19 protein-coding genes are annotated in these 22,302 nt (G+C 39.9%); 8 read left to right on the forward strand and 11 right to left on the reverse strand.

Going from position 1 to position 22,302, the window contains the following annotated elements; all coding sequences use genetic code 11:
* Window positions 1-34 precede the first annotated feature (34 nt).
* Complete coding sequence (locus tag IV512_RS07790) at window positions 35-1,948, reverse strand: ABC-F family ATP-binding cassette domain-containing protein (protein WP_209402165.1); 1,914 nt, start codon at window positions 1,946-1,948, stop codon at window positions 35-37.
* A 141-nt stretch (window positions 1,949-2,089) separates the two neighbouring features.
* On the opposite strand from IV512_RS07790, the gene IV512_RS07795 reads away from it, so the two are divergent.
* On the forward strand, window positions 2,090-2,479 hold the full coding sequence (locus IV512_RS07795; RefSeq protein ID WP_209402167.1) for a DUF983 domain-containing protein: 390 nt from the start codon (window positions 2,090-2,092) through the stop codon (window positions 2,477-2,479).
* Window positions 2,480-2,483: 4 nt separating this feature from the next.
* On the opposite strand, the gene IV512_RS07800 is transcribed toward IV512_RS07795, so the two are convergent.
* The 9 genes from IV512_RS07800 to IV512_RS07840 form a co-directional block, all read right to left on the reverse strand.
* A complete protein-coding gene (locus tag IV512_RS07800) occupies window positions 2,484-3,524 on the reverse strand; it encodes an FAD-binding oxidoreductase (RefSeq protein WP_209402169.1) in 1,041 nt (346 codons plus the stop codon).
* A gap of 113 nt (window positions 3,525-3,637) precedes the next feature.
* On the reverse strand, window positions 3,638-4,540 hold the full coding sequence (gene gldN, locus IV512_RS07805) for a gliding motility protein GldN (RefSeq protein WP_100870911.1): 903 nt from the start codon (window positions 4,538-4,540) through the stop codon (window positions 3,638-3,640).
* 59 nt (window positions 4,541-4,599) lie between these two features.
* Complete coding sequence (gene gldM / locus IV512_RS07810; protein WP_209402171.1) at window positions 4,600-6,147, reverse strand: gliding motility protein GldM; 1,548 nt, start codon at window positions 6,145-6,147, stop codon at window positions 4,600-4,602.
* A gap of 51 nt (window positions 6,148-6,198) precedes the next feature.
* Window positions 6,199-6,852, reverse strand: a complete 654-nt coding sequence (gene gldL, locus IV512_RS07815) for a gliding motility protein GldL (protein WP_209402173.1) — start codon at window positions 6,850-6,852, stop codon at window positions 6,199-6,201.
* A gap of 167 nt (window positions 6,853-7,019) precedes the next feature.
* Complete coding sequence (gldK, locus tag IV512_RS07820; RefSeq protein WP_209402175.1) at window positions 7,020-8,375, reverse strand: gliding motility lipoprotein GldK; 1,356 nt, start codon at window positions 8,373-8,375, stop codon at window positions 7,020-7,022.
* Between the two features lie 189 nt (window positions 8,376-8,564).
* Window positions 8,565-9,722 carry a formimidoylglutamase gene (locus IV512_RS07825; RefSeq protein WP_209402177.1) on the reverse strand — a complete coding sequence of 386 codons (1,158 nt, stop codon included), beginning with the start codon at window positions 9,720-9,722 and terminating at the stop codon, window positions 8,565-8,567.
* A gap of 194 nt (window positions 9,723-9,916) precedes the next feature.
* Entirely contained in the window at window positions 9,917-12,403 is a 2,487-nt protein-coding gene (gene topA, locus IV512_RS07830; protein WP_209402178.1) for a type I DNA topoisomerase, read from the reverse strand.
* Window positions 12,404-12,522: 119 nt separating this feature from the next.
* Window positions 12,523-13,812 carry an LVIVD repeat-containing protein gene (locus IV512_RS07835; protein WP_209402180.1) on the reverse strand — a complete coding sequence of 430 codons (1,290 nt, stop codon included), beginning with the start codon at window positions 13,810-13,812 and terminating at the stop codon, window positions 12,523-12,525.
* 90 nt (window positions 13,813-13,902) lie between these two features.
* Window positions 13,903-14,622, reverse strand: coding sequence for a hypothetical protein (locus tag IV512_RS07840; protein WP_209402182.1), 720 nt, complete (start codon window positions 14,620-14,622; stop codon window positions 13,903-13,905).
* 165 nt (window positions 14,623-14,787) lie between these two features.
* On the opposite strand from IV512_RS07840, the gene miaB reads away from it, so the two are divergent.
* From miaB to groL, 7 genes are all read left to right on the forward strand, one after another.
* On the forward strand, window positions 14,788-16,236 hold the full coding sequence (gene miaB / locus IV512_RS07845) for a tRNA (N6-isopentenyl adenosine(37)-C2)-methylthiotransferase MiaB (protein WP_209402184.1): 1,449 nt from the start codon (window positions 14,788-14,790) through the stop codon (window positions 16,234-16,236).
* Between the two features lie 76 nt (window positions 16,237-16,312).
* Window positions 16,313-17,578, forward strand: a complete 1,266-nt coding sequence (locus tag IV512_RS07850) for a sigma-54-dependent Fis family transcriptional regulator (RefSeq protein WP_209402186.1) — start codon at window positions 16,313-16,315, stop codon at window positions 17,576-17,578.
* A gap of 18 nt (window positions 17,579-17,596) precedes the next feature.
* Complete coding sequence (locus IV512_RS07855) at window positions 17,597-18,115, forward strand: LptE family protein (RefSeq protein WP_209402188.1); 519 nt, start codon at window positions 17,597-17,599, stop codon at window positions 18,113-18,115.
* Window positions 18,116-18,140: 25 nt separating this feature from the next.
* Window positions 18,141-19,052 carry a hypothetical protein gene (locus tag IV512_RS07860; protein ID WP_209402189.1) on the forward strand — a complete coding sequence of 304 codons (912 nt, stop codon included), beginning with the start codon at window positions 18,141-18,143 and terminating at the stop codon, window positions 19,050-19,052.
* A gap of 7 nt (window positions 19,053-19,059) precedes the next feature.
* Window positions 19,060-19,422 carry a preprotein translocase subunit SecG gene (gene secG, locus IV512_RS07865; RefSeq protein ID WP_209402191.1) on the forward strand — a complete coding sequence of 121 codons (363 nt, stop codon included), beginning with the start codon at window positions 19,060-19,062 and terminating at the stop codon, window positions 19,420-19,422.
* A 144-nt stretch (window positions 19,423-19,566) separates the two neighbouring features.
* On the forward strand, window positions 19,567-19,845 hold the full coding sequence (gene groES, locus IV512_RS07870) for a co-chaperone GroES (protein ID WP_072989409.1): 279 nt from the start codon (window positions 19,567-19,569) through the stop codon (window positions 19,843-19,845).
* A 114-nt stretch (window positions 19,846-19,959) separates the two neighbouring features.
* Window positions 19,960-21,591, forward strand: coding sequence for a chaperonin GroEL (groL, locus tag IV512_RS07875; protein WP_209402193.1), 1,632 nt, complete (start codon window positions 19,960-19,962; stop codon window positions 21,589-21,591).
* Between the two features lie 342 nt (window positions 21,592-21,933).
* Here groL and IV512_RS07880 read toward each other — a convergent pair whose 3' ends face one another.
* Window positions 21,934-22,290 carry a heavy-metal-associated domain-containing protein gene (locus tag IV512_RS07880; protein ID WP_209402195.1) on the reverse strand — a complete coding sequence of 119 codons (357 nt, stop codon included), beginning with the start codon at window positions 22,288-22,290 and terminating at the stop codon, window positions 21,934-21,936.
* Window positions 22,291-22,302: the final 12 nt, after the last annotated feature.

The following is a 22,302-nucleotide window of genomic DNA, read 5'->3' on the forward strand; positions in this document are numbered from 1 at the left end:
GTGAGCCAATTCAACGACTGCCTTTTTGAACTGGTCAAGCCCCTATTCTTTCAAGCTGAAGAGTGATGTCTTCCCAGCTTTCCATCAAACCTTCTAGATCTTTCTTCTTGGTTTGATAACCCTCAAAGAAATTGGGTTTGGCAATAGTAGCATCATAATCCATTAGAAGTTCATGATCGATATCCGCTATTTGTTTTTCAAGTTGGGATATCTTACTCTCTACCGAACTCAGTTTATTTCTAAGCGATTTAACCTTTTTCTGGTCTTTAAAACTATTGTTTTTTGGCTTTGCAGTACTTTCTTTTACTTTTTCCGATTTCTTTTCTATCACCCTAAAATCATCAGCTTTACGTTGTTCAAGATAAAAATCGATATCACCGAGATATTCCCTTATTTTATGGTCTTTAAATTCATAGACCTTGTTGGTAAGCCCCTGCAAGAAGTCTCTATCATGGGATACCACGATCAATGTACCACTGAAATTCTTTAACGCTTGTTTCAATACGTTTTTCGATTGAATATCAAGGTGGTTCGTAGGCTCATCCATCACCAAAACATTGAAGGGCTGCAGCAGCATTTTTGCTAAGGCCAGACGGTTTCTTTCTCCACCTGAAAGTACTTTTACATACTTGTCTACCTCATCACCACGAAACAAAAATGAACCTAGAACATCTCTGACCGTGCTTCGATTTTTTTCGTTAGCTGCATCTATCATGGTATCAAGAATGGTCTTATTGCCATCGAGATATTCGGCTTGATTTTGGGCAAAATAACCTATTTGCACATTATGCCCCAGCTTCATTTTACCTTCATAGTCAAGGTCGCCAACCATAATTTTTGCCAAAGTTGACTTTCCTTGTCCGTTTTGACCAACAAAGGCCGTTTTACTGTCTCGCTCTAATAAAAGGTTAATATCGCTCAACACCTCTTTCTCACCGTAGTTCTTTGAAAGACCTTCAATTTCGGCGACCACTTTTCCGGGAGTGACCGAAACTGGAAAGCGAAGATTCATTACGGCATTATCATCTTGGTCGACCTCGATTCGCTCCATCTTGTCCAATTTCTTGATCAAAGATTGCGCCATAGAAGCCTTACTGCTCTTTGCCCTAAACTTTTCAATAAGTCTCTCTGCTTGTTGAATCTCGCGTTCTTGGTTCTTTTGGGCGTTTAATTGCTGTTCTTTGATTTCACCCCTCAGCTTCAAGAATTCGGTATACGGTTTATTGTAGTCATAAATACGACCTAACGAGATTTCAATAGTTCGATTGGTAACGTTATCCAAAAACATTTTATCGTGAGAGACGATGACCACGGCACCAGCGTAATTATTCAAAAACTGCTCTAACCAAATTATAGACTCAATATCTAAGTGGTTGGTAGGCTCATCGAGCAGAAGAACATCATTACTTTGCAATAGCAATTTAGCCAGTTCAATTCGCATACGCCAGCCACCTGAAAAGGTTTCGGTCTTCTTGTCAAAATCTTCTCTCTTAAAACCAAGACCTAAAAGTATTTTTTCAGTATCGCCCTGATAATTATAACCACCCAATATTTCATATCGATGGGTCAAATCGCTCAAATCTATGATAAGCTGATTGTAGCCTTCGCTTTCATAATCGGTACGTTCTGCCAATTGATGATTGACCTCATCAAGTTGTAGTTCCATTTTTTTAATCTCTTCAAAGGCTTGATAAGCCTCTTCCAAGACCGAACGGCCTTCCTCAAAATCGATATCTTGTCGAAGAAAGCCGATTCTGATATTTTTCTCCATGGCAATCGTTCCAGAATCCGGGGCGAAGTCTTTTGACAGTAGCTTAAGCAAGGTAGATTTTCCGGCACCGTTCTTTCCTATCAGCCCGACTCGGTCCCCTCCGTTCAATCGAAAAGAAATTTCTTCAAATAAATATTCACCGCCAAAAGAAACGGAAAGGTTATGGATGTTCAACATGTGAGCTGGTTTCGAATTTTGTATTCTGTCTTTGTGTTTCGTAATTTAACCTAATAACCGCACTGACAAAAACGTTTAGATCGTAATAAATGTTACCGATAAAAATCGCAGTATTGCTTACCTTTATTAAAAGTTTTGCAAATGTTAAAAAAAGGAAACAAACTATACAGCATTTTAACAGGAAGTTGCCCTAGATGCAACAAAGAAAGCATGTATGTTGACCAAAACCCCTATAGTATCGGTCACCTTTTTAAAATGAACGAACGTTGTTCACACTGCGGACTGAAATACAAAATGGAACCTTCTTTTTTCTACGGGGCCATGTATGTAAGTTACGCAGTAGGAATTGCTTTTGCGGTTGCCGCATTTGTTACGGCCTTTCTTATTTTTAAAGCTTCCTTAATCAGTACATTTATTGCCATCGTGGTGACTATGGTCGTATTCATGCCAGTTATCATCAGACTTTCTAGAAACATTTGGATCAACTTCTTTGTAAAATATGATGAAAGTGCTGCTGACGCCTCTGTTTAAACATTTATTTCTTAAACCGATTTATATCCAGGTCTGCATCTAATGGTCTATCATCTTCGATATAGCTCAATAACTGGCCCGATGCATATGGTGCAATTAGCACGCCCCTTGACCCAAAACCATTAAGCACATATAAGTTTTTATGTTCAGGATGTTGACCCACCAATGGCCTTCTATCACTTACAGTGGGTCTTACCCCAGCTAACTGATTTATTATTTCGTAATCGCATTTCACAAACGATTCCCATTTTTTCGCCAACTGAGATCTTGTTTTTTCTGTAGGTTCGTTGGTTTTATCTTTCCACTCATAATTGGCCCCTACCTTATATATATCATTACCTAGGGGAATTGCAAAAACCGATGACTTAAGCGCGAAATTAATTTTCAGTTCGGGGGCGCTGATAAGTAAATACTCCCCCTTATTACCTTTCATAGGCAAGTGGTTGAAATAGGGGTTGTTCATCATTCCGTAGCCTTCCGCAAAAACAATCTTTTTTGCCTTTAAATTGTTGTATTGAAGAAAACCTTCTTTGATCGCAAGCAGATTATAATCAAAACTTTCAGATATCAACGAGTCTTTTTTGAGCATATGCTCTTTATAACTTTCAACCAATTTTTTAGTATCGATTCGCCCTGTATACAGTACCTCGCCATAACCTAAAGGAGCATCTACACTAATATTTTTATTTGGATGAATCTGCGGAGAAAGAAATCTTTTGAGTTTTGGTTTGTCAGTAGATTCAAACCATAAATTTTGTTCTTCGATTGAATTAAAACGTCGGTATACCGGAACCGGATAATCTAACTGCACTCCCAATCTCACCTCTAAAGCTTGGTAAAATTCTTTTGCCAATTGCAATTGCTCGTCAGCTTTCCACGCTAAAGTAAATCGTTTTAAAATAACGGGATTATACAACCCGCCCGCAACTATTGAAGAGGTCTGTGAAGCATCACTAATTACCTTAAACGCTTTGTTTTTTTCCTCAAGTCGCTCACAAAAAGAAATACCGGCCAAGCCCAACCCTATCACTAAATAATCTAACATGCCACCAAAGGTAGCCAATGCAAATTTTAATTGATCCTAATTTCTTGCAACAAAAAAAAAGCGCCTCGAAAATTCGAGGCGCTCATTATATTGAATTGGAATATTCTTAAGGCTTAATAAGCCCACATGTCTTGCTCACGGTCACGAATGACCTCTTGTATTCTATTGGCTTCCAATAACTGGAAAAGTGCATTATCAGGAATGTAATCATTGACCTTACGATCACCATGAACATTGTCTTCCCTATAGATCACACCATTAAATCTTCTAGCGTTCAACAACATATCAAAAGAGATAGGCTGCGCTGAATTTCTTTGATTGAAAACTTTGGCCTCGTGCAAAATGTTTCTTGCGTCAGGGTACCAAACCCAGAAAAGTTCAACTTTAGCATCTGCTGGATCCATAGACTCATCATCGATGAAGTTCACATCGGGAGCAACAGGTGCAATACCTAAAAGACGGTATTTTAATTCACCTTGACGCTTATCGAAATACCACATACCTTTTATACGATATTCTTCAATATCGGCAGCCGTAATATCTCGTCTCATGATATACTCAGGAGAAACTTCTTCACCGGCATTAATTTGTTCGTAACCGTAATCGGTCGTATCAACTTTTTGCAACGTAGCCTCAAGATCGCCAAATTTACGCTTATCGGTAAAATAAGAATCGGCATAAACATCTTTTAGCTCGCCATTTTTAATATTTTTTAAAAGTACATCGTATAACGATCTTCTGTCGTTACCTATATCGATGGTGTCCGTTGGATAATACAGGGGAAAATTAACCCTTTCGTCAAGGTCAATAACTTCCCATACTGTCTTAGACCATAAGATATCGCGATCATCAACGTATCCGTACTCCAAAGGGGCATCATTATCCAAAGCCTTTTGTGCTTCGGTCTTCATTCCTATTTCCTCAGGCTTTTTAGCGTTCAAGATGTTCGCTTGAGCCATCATGGAAACTGGCAACAAAGTCACTGCTCCGATTAGTAAAACATTTTTCCAATTCATGTTTATCAATTTTAAATTACCGGGCAATCTTATCGATTACCCGGTTTTTAACTTAATTATTAGTTTGTAATCTCCACAACTACCGGAGATACTTTCTTCAACTTGTAACTTTTGTTATTTGTAATGTAAGCTTCGATATCGAATACTTGAACCACATCACCTCTCTTAGCTCTTTTTAAAGCTGTCTTGGCCATGCCGTTCAACTTATTACCACTAACACTTACGGTAGGCTGACCAGGTACTTTAAATTTGAAACCGCTAACAGCAAGGTTCAAATCAAAATCAAAGTCTTCTAACATCGCACCTACAGTAGCTATAGCCATGTTGTTACGTGGCATTTTAACCGTACCATCTTGCTTACTAACAGTACCTGAAGGTCTAGGTATGTCTTTAATTCTGAATTCAGACTTAGAAGAAACCGACTGACCATCTGGCAATTTACCAGAAGCAACGATAGTTACCGTTCTTCCTGTTCCTGGGTTCATAACATACTTACTACCACTTACGGACTTAAGACCAGGAGCAGAAGCGTTCACTTTGTTGTTAGGTATACCAGGTATAGAGATAGACATTGGGTTAGCAACACCTCTATAAACAACATTCATCTTATCAGCAGCGATCAAAGCAGCATTTGGCTTGCTTATTGTAGCGAAAGAGTTGCTTACAGGCACCTCAATCTCTTCACCATCTTGTTGAAAGTATAATTTACCTTTAACTTCATGGTCACCAGGTGCACCAGCACCGATCAACAATTTAACGCCACCTTCTTCAAGTTTGTAATCAGAACCTTCTGAAAGCTTACGGCCATCTAAGGTCAATTCAGCACGAACCGGCTTAGAACTGTTATCTGTTTTACTGATAATGATTTTACCATCGTATTTCTCTCCACTATAGTAAGCAGACTTACTACCGAACAAAGAAGTTTGAAAGTTCTTCAAAGAAACTTGATCACTCAACTCACCTTCAAGCATTGCCTTCAAAGCAGACTCTTCGGTAGCCTTAATATCGGCTTGTAGCGCAGTCAATTTGGCCAAAGAAGCCACTTGAGGGAAACCTTCGTAGTGGTAGTTGATCCAATCTTGCTTAGAACCGTCACGCTTCGTAACTTCGTTAGTTTCAAACCTAGCCTCTACGGAAGATTTAATACCCTTAGGAACCATTGATGAAACTTTATCACGATAATTGTGAATTCGGCTTAAGAACTCTTCTCCACCTTCTGAAAGGCCATCTCCTTGGAAGAATTTTTGATCAAGGTAATCAGACTTATCCATTACCACATAATCTTTTGGGTCTTCGACCCCTTCCATCATCTCAGTTTTAAGACCATCCAAATAATCGTAAAAATCTTTGGACATCGCCTTTATTTTCTGAGCGTTTTCGTATAACTCTTTATACTTAGCAGCATCTTCAGAAGCTTTCGTTTCTAAATTTGCCAAGTAGGCTTCGTTACTCTCTATTGTTTTGGCGTTAGAAGCTTCTAGCTTTTCGTTCATAATACCGAAAGCTGAAAGTACTTCTTTACTCATGTTCAACGCCAACATTGCGATGAAAACCAAGTACATTAGGTTAATCATCTTCTGACGTGGTGTTTGTTTTCCTCCTGCCATGTTTTCTAATTAGATTTTATTAATTAATGATTTGGGGATACTAATATCTAATTAGTTTCTTGTCATTGCGGTCAACATACCACCGTATACTCCATTCAAAGAAGAAAGGTTAGTTGCTAAAGATTCCATCTGATCTTTAAGGGCAGAAGCATTTTGTACTACTTCTTCGTTTACTGTTGCTTGCTTGCTTGCGCTTTCTAATTGAACTTTATAAAGACTGTTTAAAGACTCCATCTGAGCGGCAGCTTGTACCATTTCGTCAGAGTATTTTCTAGTAGACTCCATTGCATCAACTGTCGGGGCGATGCCTTTTGCAGCACCTTCGAAGTTACGAATGCTAGATCCAAGACTCTCCATCAAGTTGGCATCAACACCAGCTTCTTTCAATAGGTTGTCTAACTTAGCCGATAATGAAGCTTCAGCTTCTTTTATCTCAACAGCTTCGTTTGATTTTCTACCTTGAGATTCAGCTCCGGCCAATTCTGGGTATACCAAAGACCAATCGTACTCATCGTCTACAGGTTCAAATGCACTAATAGCAAAAATAAGTGCTTCAGTAATCAGACCGATAGCGAGTAGGACACCACCGTTAAGGGGGCCAAGCTCCCAGTGTAAGATTTTAAATAACGCACCAATGATTACTACCGATGCTCCAAGGCCATAGGCCATGTTAAAGAGTTTCTTTGTTGATTTTGACTGTGCCATAATTTAAGATTTAATTTGAAATTTAATGTTAAAAATAAAGATTTGGTTTACTATTTGAAATTTTGTTCTTCATCACTCAAAATACTGCAATTCAGAACGGTGTATTTGAACTTTAATTATGTACGGTACCCAATTCCGCATTGGTTTTTATAATGGGCAAAATTTAATTATTGTGTTGAATCTTCTTCACCCATGTAATCTTGAACGGTTCTAAAACCGATATAACTACGGGCCGAATCAGCATATTCATAATCTCTTGTGCTCACTTGTAGGAAATAAGCAACATCTTTCCAAGAACCGCCGCGAATTACTTTTCTAGCGTTGGCGCCATCACCTCCGTTAGGGTTCATCGTTGAAACGAATTCGTAAGAGTTCGGGTCGTAGGTAGAATTGGTCCACTCTGATACATTACCCGCCATATTGTACAGGTTAAAGTCGTTAGGCTCATAAGATTTCGCTTCAACAGTATATAATGCTGCATCGGCTGCATAATCGCCCCTTTGCGGCTTGAAGTTGGCCATAAAGCAACCTGTGTCACTTATAACATAAGGACCACCCCAAGGGTAAGTTCCTCCTTCGATACCACCTCTGGCAGCATACTCCCACTCCGCTTCGGTAGGTAACCTGAACTGGTTTACAAACTGCTTACCTTTACTTTTCTGATCATCGTTCTTGAACTTAGTTCTCCAATTACAAAAGGCTCTTGCCTGTGCCCAAGAAACACCCACTACAGGGTAATCGCTATACGCATCGTGCCAGAAATAATCGTTATGCATTGGCTCGTTATAAGAATATTCGAAATCACGGATCCAAACTGTAGTATCAGGATAAATCTCTAACTCTTCTTGACGGATAAAGTCTTTTCTACTACCCTTTCTTGAACGAGCGGCAGCTTCGATATCCATCCAGCTATACTTATATTTCAATTTTGTTACATCGACTGTACGTTGGCCATTATAAGATTCCTCCTCTGGAATATAAAGCGAATCCATAACTTCGGTATAGTATTCATCTGGGTAATCTGAAATATCCCAAATAAGATCTTGGTCTTTATTGAGACCTCTACCCTCAAAACCAGTTTCGCCCATACCGGCATAATTATCCAGCATGTACTTATCGTATGCAGAAAGTCTAGTCGTATCGGCATCTTTAAATGCGTATTCACCAATACCTCCATCTTCTGGCCCTAGACCCAATTCATCTGCCAAAACGGCTAATCGCGTTCTTGTGATGGAATCTTGCACCCATTCTACGAACTGGCGATACTCGCTATTCGTAATCTCGGTATCATCCATATAGAACGATCTGACCGTTACGGTCTTTGTTGGCGCGTTAAGAATTTTAGCTTGGTCTTCTTCAGATTTACCCATGATATAAGAACCTCTTGGAATGAGCTCCATCCCATAAGGTTTCTCAGGATACCACTTTTTTCCTTGGGCCCCGACTAGCTCTCCCTTTGTTTTTGATCCGCAACTGCTGAGCAAAAAAACAAACGCTATAGATGATAACAATAGCTTTTTCATACTTTAGGTTAAATTTCGATTCTGGTTATAAACTGCAAATACTATGATTTAATTCTACACTCTAAAACTGTGATTTATTTAAATTATTGTATGGACGGCAATTATACTTTAATTTTTTTCGCATCCTCAATATTATCTATTCATGACTGCTAAAGCCCTAGTACAAAAGCCTTTTATATAGCAATGATTTTAGTTGAACCCTTTTTTATAGGCCTTTAACCATCTTTCTGGAATGTTCTGGTCGCATGCCTGTAAATAGTCAGTTTTTGTGCATGGTAATAACGCCACTGTATCGGTTTTAGTGTGCGGGGCCAAAACCGAAGGCACCTCTACCCACCACCTATCGGTAAGATGACTTTTATGAAAAACCAACTGCTCACTGTCACAGGGCACATTATACTTTGTAAAGTTCTCAGGTTCTTCTAATGGCGATTCGGTAATTCTAAAATTGAAACCTTCAATAAAATACCATATAATCTGAGCGATCAACTGACTAGATTGTACGGCGTTTTCCATTTCGTATATGCCGAACAGACAGACCTTATCACTAAAACCGGCATATCGCGCAATAGCACAAATCTCTCTACCCGTAAAACCGTTCGGTGAAAAATTATCGAGCAAACCGATTTCACTTGCTCTTACGGCACGCATATCCATACTGACCATATGGGCATTTCTTAAAACCGGTTCTGCCAAAGAAATATCGGAACCCAGCTCACCCAATCGGTAAGCATCGAAGAAAAGCCGCTCCATCAAATCCATTTCTTCTTGAGCATTAAAATAGCTCTGGTACCCAATATTCGAGAAGTTATATAAATTGTTCGGCTGGTCGGTAATGATTTTACTCATGTAAGAATGGGAAGAAATCAGCTCATCATCCATACCAAAATCGAAACGACTATCCACAGCCACCAAGTTGACCAGATTTTTTATACCATCGAATGCCCGGTATGCGGGATAGGTAATATCTTGGGTAGCACCAATTATTATAGGTACTACACCTTGCTTCAAAAGAGCCGTCAAGGTATTTTTAACCACAAAATAGGTGTCTTCGACCGTAGCGCCCTCTTCGATATCGCCTATATCGGCCAAACGAAAGCTCCAATTGCCCAGCAACAGTTTATAAAGCTGAATGCGTATGGCAGAGACATCAATTTTTTCAGGCTTTTTTTCAAAGGCATTTCTAGACTCCTTTACACCCAAGAAAGCTATTTTTACAGCACTCATTTCAGGCAAGCCATCGCGTTTAGAGTGAACTTTTATATGCTTGCCCATTGCCTGTTGGGGCAAAAGCTCACAATGAGCCAGCACTTTATCATCAACAGGCACTAAAAAATCCAATTCCATTTAGTTCTAAAAATTATATCGTTAATGGGCCTCGGCCCTTAAGCTACCAAAGATAATAACCGCTATCGAAGTAGCGGACGACATTTGACTTTAATCAAAAATAATAATCGAACTTATAACTTTAAACAAAAACACCCCGACCAAATGATCGGGGCGCTGTCTATTCAAATGTCGTCTTAATTGATTCTACTCCATTATTTCTTCTTGGCCCTAGGCTTCGCTTTTTTCTTAGGTGCTTTCTTTTCGAGCAGTGTCTTAGCTTCTTCTAGAGACATTTTAGAGGCATCAACAGTTTTCGCCAACTCTACCTTAGTTTTGCCTTTGATAATATTGTGCCTTCCCCATCGGGCTTTTTCAATACGTACGCCTTCCTCTTCCCAATTCTGCACAACCTTATCGATTTCTTTCTGCTTCTTCGCCTCTATAAGTTCAATAAGATCCGCTTCGGAAAGATTATCAAAATCGTACTTCTTGTTCACATTTATGAACATGCCGTCCCATTTGATAAACGGACCAAAACGACCCGTACCTTTGGTTACATCTTTATTTTCATAAGAATAAATAGGTGCGTCTGCCTTCTGTTTTTCCTTTATCAGCTCAACAGCGCGCTCAAAATCGACATCAAATGCGCTCTCACCTTTTTCTAAGGAAACAAATTTCTTTCCGAAACGTACATATGGTCCAAATCGCCCCACATTGGCCTCTACTTCTTCACCTTCATAAACTCCCAATTTTCGCGGTAGTTTAAAAAGCTCCATTGCTTCATCGTAGGTAATAGTATTTAGAGATTGATCCGGTAAAAGGCTAGCGAATTTCGGTTTTTCTTCATCATCGACCGTGCCTATCTGAACCATCGGCCCAAAACGGCCCAACCGAACAGAAACCTGTCGACCCGAAGAAGGATCCTCACCCAGTACTCGCTCACCACTTGCCCGGTCTGCATTTTCTTGTACGTCTAGAACCGTTGGGTGAAAATCTTTATAAAAAGCTTTCATCACTTTTTGCCAATCTTCAGCACCTTCGGCAATTTCATCGAAATCTTCTTCGACCTTTGCCGTGAAGTTATAATCTAAAATATTAGCAAAATGACTTACCAAGAAGTCATTCACAATCATACCTATATCGGTAGGAACTAATTTGCCCTTGTCGGAACCCACCATTTCAGATAGCCCCTTCTCTTTAACGGCCCCTGCCTCTAATAGCAATTGAACATATTTACGCTCAGTACCTTCAACGGTACCTTTCTCGACATAACCTCTATTTTGAATAGTGGAAATAGTTGGTGCGTATGTGGATGGTCGACCAATACCCAACTCTTCTAACTTCTTGACCAGCGATGCTTCGGTAAAACGGTATGGTGGCCTTGAAAAACGCTCGGTAGCAGTTATATAATTATTATTTAATGATTCACCTACTTTCATAGCCGGAAGCATGCCTTCCTGCTCTTCGGCAATATCTTCTTCATCGACACTTTCCATATAAACCTTAAGAAAACCATCGAACTTGATGACCTCACCATTTGCGGTAAATAAATCGGAATGGGTCGTAGCCGCAATCTTGACGTTGGTCCGCTCTAACTGCGCATCACTCATTTGAGATGCAATCGTACGTTTCCAGATGAGTTCGTACAACTTCATTTGATCACGCTCTAAAGAAGGTGATTGATTTGTTATATCGGTGGGGCGAATAGCTTCATGAGCCTCTTGAGCGCCCTTCGACTTTCCTTTAAAATTACGTACCGAACTATACTTTTCACCATAGTTGTCGATAATGGCATCTTTAGCGGCATTGATGGCCTCGCTAGAAAGATTCACACTATCGGTTCTCATATAAGTAATTAAACCTGCTTCGTATAGCCTTTGCGCTACTTGCATTGTTCTCGAAACGGAGAAATAAAGCTTACGGGAAGCTTCTTGTTGAAGGGTCGATGTGGTAAACGGAGCCGCAGGTGATTTCTTTGCCGGCTTTTTATCTAAACTGCCTACCGAAAAATCTGCCCCGATATTACTTTTCAAAAATGCCTCGGCCTCTTCTTTAGAAGCAAAGGTTTTATTCAGCTTGGCCCCAAAAACGCTACCCTCTAAAGTTTTGAATTCAGCGGCTATTCGAAACGAAGCCTCTGCGGTAAACGCTTCAATATCCCGTTCTCTTTCGACTATAAGACGTACTGCCACTGACTGTACCCTACCGGCAGAAAGTCCTGGTTTTATTTTTTTCCATAGAACAGGTGATAGCTCATAACCGACCAAACGATCTAAAACTCTTCGGGCCTGCTGCGCATTAACTAAGTCATAGTTGATTTCCCTGGGGTTCTCAATAGCCTTCTGAATCGCACTTTTGGTAATTGAGTTGAAAACGATTCTTCTAGTTTTACTTTTATCGAGACTCAAAGTTTCTGCCAAGTGCCATGAAATTGCCTCTCCTTCTCGATCCTCATCACTAGCAAGCCAAATAGTTTCCGCTTTTTTTGCAAGATCACGCAACTTTTTCACCAAGGCCTTTTTATCGCTATCGACGATGTATTTAGGTTCAAAGTCGTTGTCAACATCTACCCCCAGCTCTTTGGAAGGCAGGTCGGCAATGTGTCCGAAACTGGACTCTACCTTAAAATCCTTTCCTAAAAATTTCTCGATGGTCTTCGCCTTAGCGGGAGACTCTACTATTACTAGATTCTTGGCCATTAATGGTTTTTTGATGCAACAAAAGTAATTGAATTTTTTAATTTGCCCCTACATCATATAAGGTAGGAACAAAAAACGCCCCGACAAAACGGGGCGTTACTTACTTTTATTTTATCCATTCAATTTAAATCAAAAGTGCTTATCAAACGAATATCACTTTCTAAATACTCATATTGATACAAAATTTTATCCCCAATCATTAGAAGTGAATTTGGCAAAGGGATTACATCATAAGTAACAATATCTTCAAAATGGTTTAACAACGTCAGGTTATCTACATCACTTTTATCATAGACCTTGAGGCCAGAAGCCCCATCACATATAAAAAGATGATCACCTTTAAAACCGAGACCATATGGGCCATCTAATGGATAGAATTTCCTTAGCTCTGGGCTCGCCAAATTTGACACATCTACAATGTAAAGTCCGCTTTCGGTACCACCACAAGAATTTTCACCTCTTAACGTTACAAAAGCGGTATCACCATCGACCACAACCGGGTCGCAAGCAGTACCGTGCGTAAACTCACCCACAAAAGAGGGTTTGCTCGGTGTACTTATATCATATATATACATACCTTGGGGCCCACCTAAAAATAATATCTCACCCTGATTATAAATAGTCTCTATAGCACCTTCGGTATAAACATCTTCGAGTGTTTTTGGGGCATCTAAGTCAGATATATCAAAAATGCTGATACTAGACCATTCTACCGCATACAGATAATCGCCCACAATCTTAAACCTTGCCAACGAACCACCCTGCCCTACTGAACCATCGCTCACCGGAGCATCAGAGCTAAAAGCCTCCTCTGCCAAATATAAATCTTCGTTATAACCGAATCGACTTTCGAATTCTTCATCAGAGAGCCTTTCCGTCTTTACTTCCCAACCTATAATAGCCTGATTGCTCGAATTAAAATCACCATAATCGATATAATCAGCCTCAGGCCAATCAACATCAAAACCTACCGTACACCAAAATTCTTGGTAAATCGCATTTTCAATTCGCTTCGCAGTAGGAATATTATTTACATCGGAAATATCAAAAATTACTAAATCTCCATAGCTATCTGCATACAACCTATCGTCTTTAATCGAAATATCATTATTGCCCTCAAGTTTGATAAAAGCTACGTTCTGTGGTACCTCAGGGTTACTATTATCTAAAATATGGATACCCAAATTTACATCGTTCACAAAGACATAATCTTTATAGGCGTATATCTTACCCGATTCTCTAATTGGCACAGGCTCGCTTATCGCAACCGCCTCTTCCTTGAATTGCTGTAAATTTGATGTCAAAGGCGTCGCAATCAAATATTCTTGTTTTCCGGCATCATCATCTTCCGAACAAGAAAACAGCGTAATTGCCATGGCCACGAACAATAACAGAGAAATCTTTTTCATGATTTTAATTGGTTTGTTTATTTTAAAGATACGATCACTTTAAAAAAGTTGCGTCAAAAACATCTTAGTAACAATCACTTAACACTAGTCCTATTTATTTTTCATCGCATCTTTGTAAATAAAATACACTGGTATTTTACTCAACATGGCAGTAAATAATATACCAACAAAGCATAAAATTATACCTAACTCGGCCACCAAACCCATAACTATAATGAGCCCGAAGATGGTCAACCAGTTTTTATTTCCGAGCTGAAAACTGGCCTTTGTAATTTCAGTGGCGCTCAAATTTTCATTAAATGAGTAAAAGGCCGACATTAATGAAATAGGAACGATAAAATAGAAAATTCCAATCCCGCAAAGCGCTACACCCAATAGTGACAGACCTAAAACAATTAAACCCAACATGAGACTTTTTTTCCATCTCCCTGCTTTAAAAAAATAAAAATAGTCGTCAGGTTCAGTACTGTTCGAATCTTTCAGCATGCATATGCGCAAGAAGGCAGAGTTGAGCGCGACGGACACCGTCATAACACCCGCTATGAAAAGTGGCACCAAAACCACCATGGCACGTGTGAGTGCAGGACTCATCTCTTCATTACCTATCATTTCAGGATCAGATATACCTGCGGCTAGCATAGGGCCGTAAACCAAAAAATAAAATGGTAGAATTAATACAAAGGTTAGCATTAAGGTCAAAAAACCCTGTAGCCATACTTTCTTAAAGAGTTCAATAGAGCGGCTAAAGATGCTTCCGAAGTCAAGAGGTTTACTTTCTTTTATACATTTGGCGGTCTGTTCAAAATTCATGGCGGTCAATTTCATCTAAAATTAAGAAGAATACAGTAAACCCCGACCTAAAGCGATGTGCTTAGCACTATTTTAAAATAGTATTAAAATTCACTGTCAATTTGTCATAAAACTGTATAAAGCCCTATATTTGCTGCCTCTATTTTTTACAGGGAAAAGGAGTCTATGGAAAAAACAATTGACGAATCAGCTCAGGGCTCTGCCCTAACATTGCAAGAGAAAAAAACAAATGGCCGAAAGCTTTATATTGAAAGCTACGGGTGCCAGATGAATTTTTCCGACAGCGAAATAGTTGCTTCTATACTATCAAATGAAGGTTTTAACACCACTCAAGAACTAAAGGAAGCTGACCTAGTTCTAGTCAACACTTGCTCAATTCGTGAAAAAGCGGAATTGACCGTAAGAAAACGTCTTGAGAAATTCAATGCCATTAAAAAAGATAGACCGCACATGAAAGTGGGGGTTTTGGGCTGTATGGCCGAACGGTTGAAGCATAAATTTCTTGAAGAAGAAAAAATAGTCGACATGGTCGTTGGCCCCGATGCCTACAAAGACCTACCCAATCTGATTCAAGAAATCGACGAGGGAAGAAATGCAGTGAACGTTATTCTGTCGAAAGACGAAACCTATGGCGATGTCGCACCGGTTCGGCTGAACACAAATGGTGTTACCGCCTTTGTGTCGATAACCCGTGGTTGCGATAACATGTGTACTTTCTGCGTGGTACCTTTTACCCGGGGACGTGAACGAAGCCGTGATCCGCAATCGATTATTGATGAAGTAAATGACCTGTGGAAAAAAGGTTTTAAAGAAATAACCCTGCTGGGCCAGAACGTCGACAGTTACCTTTGGTATGGCGGAGGATTAAAAAAAGATTACGATAAGGCATCGGAAATGGAAAAAGCCATGGCGGTCGATTTTTCACAATTGCTCGAAAAAGTAGCCTTGACACAACCGCGTATGAGAATTCGGTTTTCCACCTCAAATCCGCAAGACATGACTTTAGATGTCATTCACACCATGGCCAAATATGAAAACATCTGTAATTACATACATCTTCCTGTTCAGAGCGGTAGCAACCGCATTCTTAAAGAGATGAACCGATTGCATACCCGAGAAGAATATTTCGAGCTTATAGATAACATTAGAACAATTATTCCCGATTGCGCCATATCGCAAGATATGATTACCGGCTTTCCGACAGAAACGGAGAAAGACCATCAAGACACCCTCTCTTTAATGGAGTATGTTAAGTACGACTACGGTTTTATGTTCGCCTATTCCGAAAGACCGGGTACGCTTGCTGAAAGAAAATTAGACGACGATATTCCCGAAGCAATTAAAAAGAGAAGGTTAGCAGAAATTATTGAGTTGCAACGCCAGCACTGTCAAGAACGTACCGAACAACACCTAAACAAAGTTCAAGAAGTTCTTATCGAAGGAACTTCTAAAAAATCGGACGAACATTGGATGGGAAGAAATTCACAGAATACCGTAGCTGTATTTCCAAAGGAAAATTATAAAGTGGGTGACTTTGTTATGGTTCGAATGAATAGTTGTACCTCGGCAACATTGAAGGGTGAAGCCGTTGGATATTCTAAAAATAGTCTTTAGTGAAAAGTTTCGTTCCCGTTTACGAAAACACATTAATCAAAAAACAATGCCCATAATTTATGGGTTCTAAGATACTATGGAAAGTGTACAGGCCATAAAACAACGTTTCGAACTCATCGGAAACGACCCTAAACTAAATCGGGCCATCGAAAAGGCTTTACAGGTTGCCCCTACCGATATTTCGGTATTGGTCACTGGTGAAAGTGGTGTGGGTAAAGAAGCTATTCCGAAAATTATTCATTCGCTTTCGCACCGAAAACACGCTAAATATATTGCAGTTAACTGTGGTGCCATACCCGAGGGCACTATCGACAGTGAACTTTTTGGGCATGAAAAAGGTGCATTTACAGGAGCTACCCAAACCCGTAGCGGTTATTTTGAGGTTGCCGATGGCGGCACAATTTTTCTTGATGAAGTTGGTGAGTTACCGTTAACCACCCAAGTTCGTTTACTTCGAGTGCTAGAAAATGGTGAGTTCTTAAAAGTAGGGTCTTCACAAGTACAAAAAACCAATGTTCGTATTGTCGCTGCGACCAATGTAAATATGTTCGAGGCCATAAAACGAGAAAAATTTCGTGAGGATCTTTACTACAGGTTGAGCACGGTAGAATTAAATATTCCGCCATTACGCGAACGGCAAGGCGATATTCATTTACTTTTCAGAAAATTTGCTTCCGATTTCGGGCAGAAATATAAAATGCCGACCATTCGACTTGAAGACGATGCCGTAGAGCTGCTTCTCAAATATCGTTGGCCGGGCAACATCCGACAGTTAAGAAATATTGCCGAACAAGTTTCGGTGCTCGAAGAGAGCCGTTCTATTTCTTGGTCAACATTGAACGGGTACCTGCCCAATGCCAATAGTACGAATCTACCCGCCGTGGTAGGCCAGAAAAAATCGGAAGGCGACTTTAGCAATGAAAGAGAGATTCTTTACAAGGTTTTGTTCGATATGAAGGGTGACCTTAACGACTTAAAAAAGCTTACCCTTGAATTGATGAAAAACAATGACGGTGAGAAAGTTCAAGAGGAGAACGAAGGTCTTATTCGAAAAATCTATGGAGACGATGACGATATTCAAGAGGAAGAACGTTCAGCCTTAGAGGTGCTTCATTTGCCAGAACCTCAATTAGAACAGAGTTCAAGCAGAGCACAGATTGAGGACAAATACCATTTTGCAGAAGAAATAGAGGAAGAAGAAACCCTATCTTTACAAGAAAAGGAAGTAGAGCTAATCAGAAAATCTTTAGAACGAAATCGGGGGAAACGAAAAGCCGCAGCTGCTGAACTCGGTATTTCTGAACGAACCCTCTATCGCAAGATCAAGCAATACGATCTTTAATTATAGAAAACAAAAGAATTGAAAATATTTAGAAGCATTTTAATCTTACCCTTATTGGCATTTTGCCTTCAAGGCTGCGGAGTTTATAATTTTACGGGAGGCAATGTAGGTACTGCAACTACTTTTGCGGTTCCGCGATTTCAAAACTATGCCACACAAAGCCCTGGGTCTACTTTTGAACCGGGCTTAGAACGTGATTTCACCTTAGCGCTTCAAGACCGTATTCTCAATCAGACCAGTCTTGATTTGGTGACTTCAAACGGAGACCTTCTTTACGAGGGAGAAATTGTAGAATATCGAATCTCGCCCATGAGTGCTACCGCCCAGCAGACAGCAGCCCAAAACCGATTGTCAATGGCCGTAAAAGTTAGATTTTATAACAAAACAAAGGAAGACGCCGATTTTGAACAACGCTTCTCCTTCTTTTATGATTATCCCGACAATGTTCAACTTTCAGCGGTTAAAGATGAAGCCCTAGAGGTCATTTTCGAACGTATAACACAAGATATTTTTAACGCCTCTTTGGCAGATTGGTAGCGAAACTAGAAGATTGCACCCCTTTATGAATGTAAAAGATTTTACATACTTACTTCAAAATCCTGAAAAGGTCGTTACTCCGGTTCACACCAAACAGCTTGGGGATGTTCTTGAAGAGTACCCATATTTTCAAGCGGCTCGGGCATTACATCTTAAAGGGTTAAAAAACCTTAATAGCTTTAAATACAATAATGCGCTGAAATTAACGGCAGCCTATACTACCGACCGAGATGTACTTTTCGATTTTATCACATCGGCCGATTTTTTGCAAAATGCCATTGCCGACAGCATTTCGGGTAAGACGAATACCTTGGCCGAAACAGAAATAATTTCAGAAGAGGTAATAGTTGAGCCCCAGCAAAGCGACACTCAAGAAAATGAGAAAGAAACCAGGCTTCCCCTTTCTAAAAAAGAAGCAGATACAATTCTAGATCCTCAGCTATTCAAATCAAAAGACCCAAAAATTGATGAAGAAATAGCAGCTTCTAAAGCGAGGGCAGAGAAAGAACTTGAAATGGGGCAACCCCTTCCTTTTACCAAAAAAGAAAAATATTCATTTGGGGAGTGGCTTCAGCTTACCTCCTTTGCCCCTACAGGTGATAAAATTGAACCGAAAGAAGAACCGAAATCTATTAATTTTCCGTTAGAAGAAGATGTTCTTAAAAAGAAAAAGTTCGACCTTATCGACAAATTTATTGCCGATAAACCGAAAATAAGTCCACATAAAGAAGCTCCAAAGGTGAGCATTTCAGACTCGGTCAAAATTGACAAAAAAGAGCTGATGACAGAGACTTTGGCAAAGGTTTATTTGGAGCAAAAAAAGTACAAAAAAGCCATTCAAGCCTATAAAATTTTAAGTTTGAAATATCCGGAAAAAAGTGGTTTCTTTGCAGACCGAATTAAAGCGGTTGAAAGAATTCAATTAGATAACAAGTAAGGAAGTTATGAGCACGTTTACCATTTTTTTAATCCTTATAATAATCGTCTGTTTTTTGTTGGTTTTGGTCATTATGGTCCAAAATCCTAAAGGCGGCGGATTATCATCTTCTTTTGGAGGTGGCGGCAGCCAAGTAGTTGGCGGCGTAAAAAAGACAGGGGATTTTCTCGATAAAAGTACATGGACTTTGGCCATACTATTGGTCGTTTTGATTTTAGCATCGAACGTGGCTTTGAAAGGCAACTTTGGAACCAATGATTCGAAATTGCTTAATGGAGATGATATTGAAACGGTAGTACCTGAAACGGTACCCGAATCACTACCTGAAGAAACACCAGCTCCAGCGGCAAATCCGTCAGACAGTTTGTAATTACTGCACAAAACATAACAAAAATGCCAGCTTAATGACAAGCTGGCATTTTTGTTTTAACAATGTGTCAGTTTTTAGTGCATGGCATAATTTCTGCCAAGTAGCATATTAGATTAATATTATTTCGAACTAAAAACTAAAAATATGGCAAAAGTGAACATTAAACCATTGGCCGATCGAGTACTTATCGAGCCTATGGCCGCTGAGACAAAAACTGCGTCCGGCATCTACATTCCAGACACTGCAAAAGAAAAACCTCAACAAGGTAAAGTTGTGGCTGTTGGACCTGGAACCAAAGACGAAAAAGTTACCGTAAAAGTTGGTGACACCGTTCTTTATGGAAAGTATGCTGGCACAGAACTTAAGCTTGAAGGCGTAGACTATCTTATGATGCGCGAAAGCGATGTTTTAGCAATAATTTAAGCTAACACCATTCTACAAAAAACAAAATCCGAATTCCAAATAAATTGAATACCTCTTAACCGGTAAGCGTATTTAATGTTTGGGGTTTTTAAATTTTAAAAACAACATTTAATTATGGCAAAAGATATAAAATTTGATATCGAAGCACGTGACGGCCTCAGAAGAGGTGTCGATGCGTTGGCAAATGCAGTTAAAGTAACCTTAGGGCCTAAGGGTAGAAACGTAATCATCAGTAAGTCTTTCGGTGCTCCACAAGTAACTAAAGATGGTGTTACCGTAGCAAAAGAAATTGAATTAGCAGACGCCCTTGAGAACATGGGAGCGCAAATGGTAAAAGAAGTTGCTTCTAAAACCAATGATCTTGCCGGTGACGGTACAACTACCGCTACCGTTCTTGCTCAGGCTATCGTTAAAGAGGGCTTGAAAAACGTTGCTGCCGGTGCAAACCCAATGGACCTAAAAAGAGGTATTGACAAAGCTGTAGAGGCGATTGTCGAAAACTTGGCCAAACAGTCTAAAAAAGTTGGTGATTCTTCTGAAAAAATCAAACAGGTTGCTTCTATTTCTGCCAATAACGATGAAACTATCGGCGAATTGATTTCAGAAGCATTCGGTAAAGTTGGTAAAGAAGGTGTTATTACTGTTGAAGAGGCTAAAGGAACGGATACGTATGTTGACGTTGTTGAAGGTATGCAGTTCGACAGAGGTTACCTTTCCCCTTACTTCGTGACCGATTCTGAAAAAATGACCGCTGATCTTGAGAACCCATACATTTTATTGTTCGACAAGAAAATTTCGGCAATGAAAGACTTACTTCCTGTATTGGAGCCAGTTGCTCAATCAGGTAAGCCTTTATTGATTATCGCCGAAGATGTAGATGGTGAAGCCTTGGCTACTTTAGTAGTAAACAAATTAAGAGGTTCACTTAAGATCGCAGCTGTTAAAGCTCCAGGTTTTGGTGATAGAAGAAAGGCAATGTTAGAAGACATCGCGATTCTTACCGGTGGTACTGTTATTTCTGAAGAAAGAGGTTTCTCTTTAGACAATACGACTATCGACATGTTGGGTACTTGTGAAAAAGTAACTATCGATAAAGACAACACAACTGTTGTAAACGGCGGTGGTGTTCAGAAAGACATCAAATCACGTGTTAATCAGATCAAATCTCAAATCGAGACTACAACTTCTGATTACGACAAAGAAAAGCTTCAAGAGCGTTTGGCCAAGTTGGCCGGTGGTGTTGCCGTACTTTATGTAGGTGCCGCTTCTGAAGTAGAGATGAAAGAGAAAAAAGACCGTGTTGACGATGCATTACACGCAACAAGAGCTGCCGTTGAAGAAGGTATTGTTGCCGGTGGTGGCGTTGCATTGGTTCGTGCCAAAACTGTATTGAGCAAAGTTGAGGTCGAGAACGCCGATGAAGAAACAGGTCTACAGATTGTTGCCCGTGCCATTGAGTCTCCTCTACGAACTATCGTAGAAAATGCAGGTGGTGAAGGCTCTGTAGTTGTTGCCAAGATACTTGATGGTAAGGCTGACTATGGATACGATGCCAAATCTGAGAAATATGTCGAAATGATGAAGGCTGGTATCATCGATCCTAAGAAAGTAACACGTGTGGCCCTTGAAAACGCCGCATCGGTTGCCGGTATGATCTTGACTACCGAGTGTGCATTAACTGACATTAAAGAAGATGCTCCTGCTGGACCTCCAATGGGTGGCGGCGGAATGCCAGGAATGATGTAATCGTTCTTCTGAGCAGTAAACTTAAAAAGCGGTTCTAGATTAAATCTAGAACCGCTTTTTTATTTATTATAAATCAGATTTTAATATTGAATATATCCCCCTCCCTGCCGCCCCCCCCTTCAAAGTGGGAGTATCAATTGTCCCCTTTAGGGGACAGTAAAAACCGAAACGGTTTTTACAGGGGTGTTTCGTCATTGCTTTCTACTCATTATAATTATTCCTGTCTTTACTTTTTACTACTGTTGGCACGAGCACGGATGCTCTCGCCAGCGGGGGGAGCAATAAGCTTAAGAAGCGTTTCTAGATTGAATCTAGAAACGCTTTTTTTTCAATAAGTCATATTCAATGATGACCACTGTCATCAGAATTATCTTCACGGTATCTGCAGCACGGGTGAACACTATTATAGGCATCCTCGGTCGCCTTTAATTCTTTGGTATCATGGCCGACCTCTACAAGTGCCTTTTTTATAATCATAGGATTAGTCTTTCTTTCATCGACAATCAACGACAATTGATGCGATGGAATATCCCACATGGCATATTTCACCCCTTTTACACCCAATGCCGCTTTTTCAATTCGGGTTTTACACATGTCGCACTTGCCGTCGACATCAATAGTTAATTTCTTGTTCTTGTCTTGCGCATAGCTTATTGTACTTAGCAAGGCAAGGCTTAAGGCAAATACTATTTTTCTCATATTGATTAATTT

It is taken from the genome of Pseudozobellia sp. WGM2, from assembly GCF_017810075.1.
GTDB lineage: Bacteria > Bacteroidota > Bacteroidia > Flavobacteriales > Flavobacteriaceae > JADNYK01.

What these genes read in the sequence shown, in the direction of transcription:
- groL (WP_209402193.1), top strand. Translation starts at nt 19,960, where the DNA reads ATGGCAAAAGATATAAAATTTGATATCGAAGCACGTGACGGCCTCAGA.
- IV512_RS07795 (WP_209402167.1), top strand. Translation starts at nt 2,090, where the DNA reads ATGTTAAAAAAAGGAAACAAACTATACAGCATTTTAACAGGAAGTTGC.
- groES (WP_072989409.1), top strand. Translation starts at nt 19,567, where the DNA reads ATGGCAAAAGTGAACATTAAACCATTGGCCGATCGAGTACTTATCGAG.
- IV512_RS07800 (WP_209402169.1), bottom strand. Translation starts at nt 3,524, where the DNA reads ATGTTAGATTATTTAGTGATAGGGTTGGGCTTGGCCGGTATTTCTTTT.
- miaB (WP_209402184.1), top strand. Translation starts at nt 14,788, where the DNA reads ATGGAAAAAACAATTGACGAATCAGCTCAGGGCTCTGCCCTAACATTG.
- IV512_RS07790 (WP_209402165.1), bottom strand. Translation starts at nt 1,948, where the DNA reads ATGTTGAACATCCATAACCTTTCCGTTTCTTTTGGCGGTGAATATTTA.
- IV512_RS07825 (WP_209402177.1), bottom strand. Translation starts at nt 9,722, where the DNA reads ATGGAATTGGATTTTTTAGTGCCTGTTGATGATAAAGTGCTGGCTCAT.
- gldN (WP_100870911.1), bottom strand. Translation starts at nt 4,540, where the DNA reads ATGAATTGGAAAAATGTTTTACTAATCGGAGCAGTGACTTTGTTGCCA.
- IV512_RS07860 (WP_209402189.1), top strand. Translation starts at nt 18,141, where the DNA reads ATGAATGTAAAAGATTTTACATACTTACTTCAAAATCCTGAAAAGGTC.
- secG (WP_209402191.1), top strand. Translation starts at nt 19,060, where the DNA reads ATGAGCACGTTTACCATTTTTTTAATCCTTATAATAATCGTCTGTTTT.
- IV512_RS07840 (WP_209402182.1), bottom strand. Translation starts at nt 14,622, where the DNA reads ATGAATTTTGAACAGACCGCCAAATGTATAAAAGAAAGTAAACCTCTT.
- IV512_RS07880 (WP_209402195.1), bottom strand. Translation starts at nt 22,290, where the DNA reads ATGAGAAAAATAGTATTTGCCTTAAGCCTTGCCTTGCTAAGTACAATA.
- gldM (WP_209402171.1), bottom strand. Translation starts at nt 6,147, where the DNA reads ATGGCAGGAGGAAAACAAACACCACGTCAGAAGATGATTAACCTAATG.
- IV512_RS07850 (WP_209402186.1), top strand. Translation starts at nt 16,313, where the DNA reads ATGGAAAGTGTACAGGCCATAAAACAACGTTTCGAACTCATCGGAAAC.
- topA (WP_209402178.1), bottom strand. Translation starts at nt 12,403, where the DNA reads ATGGCCAAGAATCTAGTAATAGTAGAGTCTCCCGCTAAGGCGAAGACC.
- gldK (WP_209402175.1), bottom strand. Translation starts at nt 8,375, where the DNA reads ATGAAAAAGCTATTGTTATCATCTATAGCGTTTGTTTTTTTGCTCAGC.
- gldL (WP_209402173.1), bottom strand. Translation starts at nt 6,852, where the DNA reads ATGGCACAGTCAAAATCAACAAAGAAACTCTTTAACATGGCCTATGGC.
- IV512_RS07835 (WP_209402180.1), bottom strand. Translation starts at nt 13,812, where the DNA reads ATGAAAAAGATTTCTCTGTTATTGTTCGTGGCCATGGCAATTACGCTG.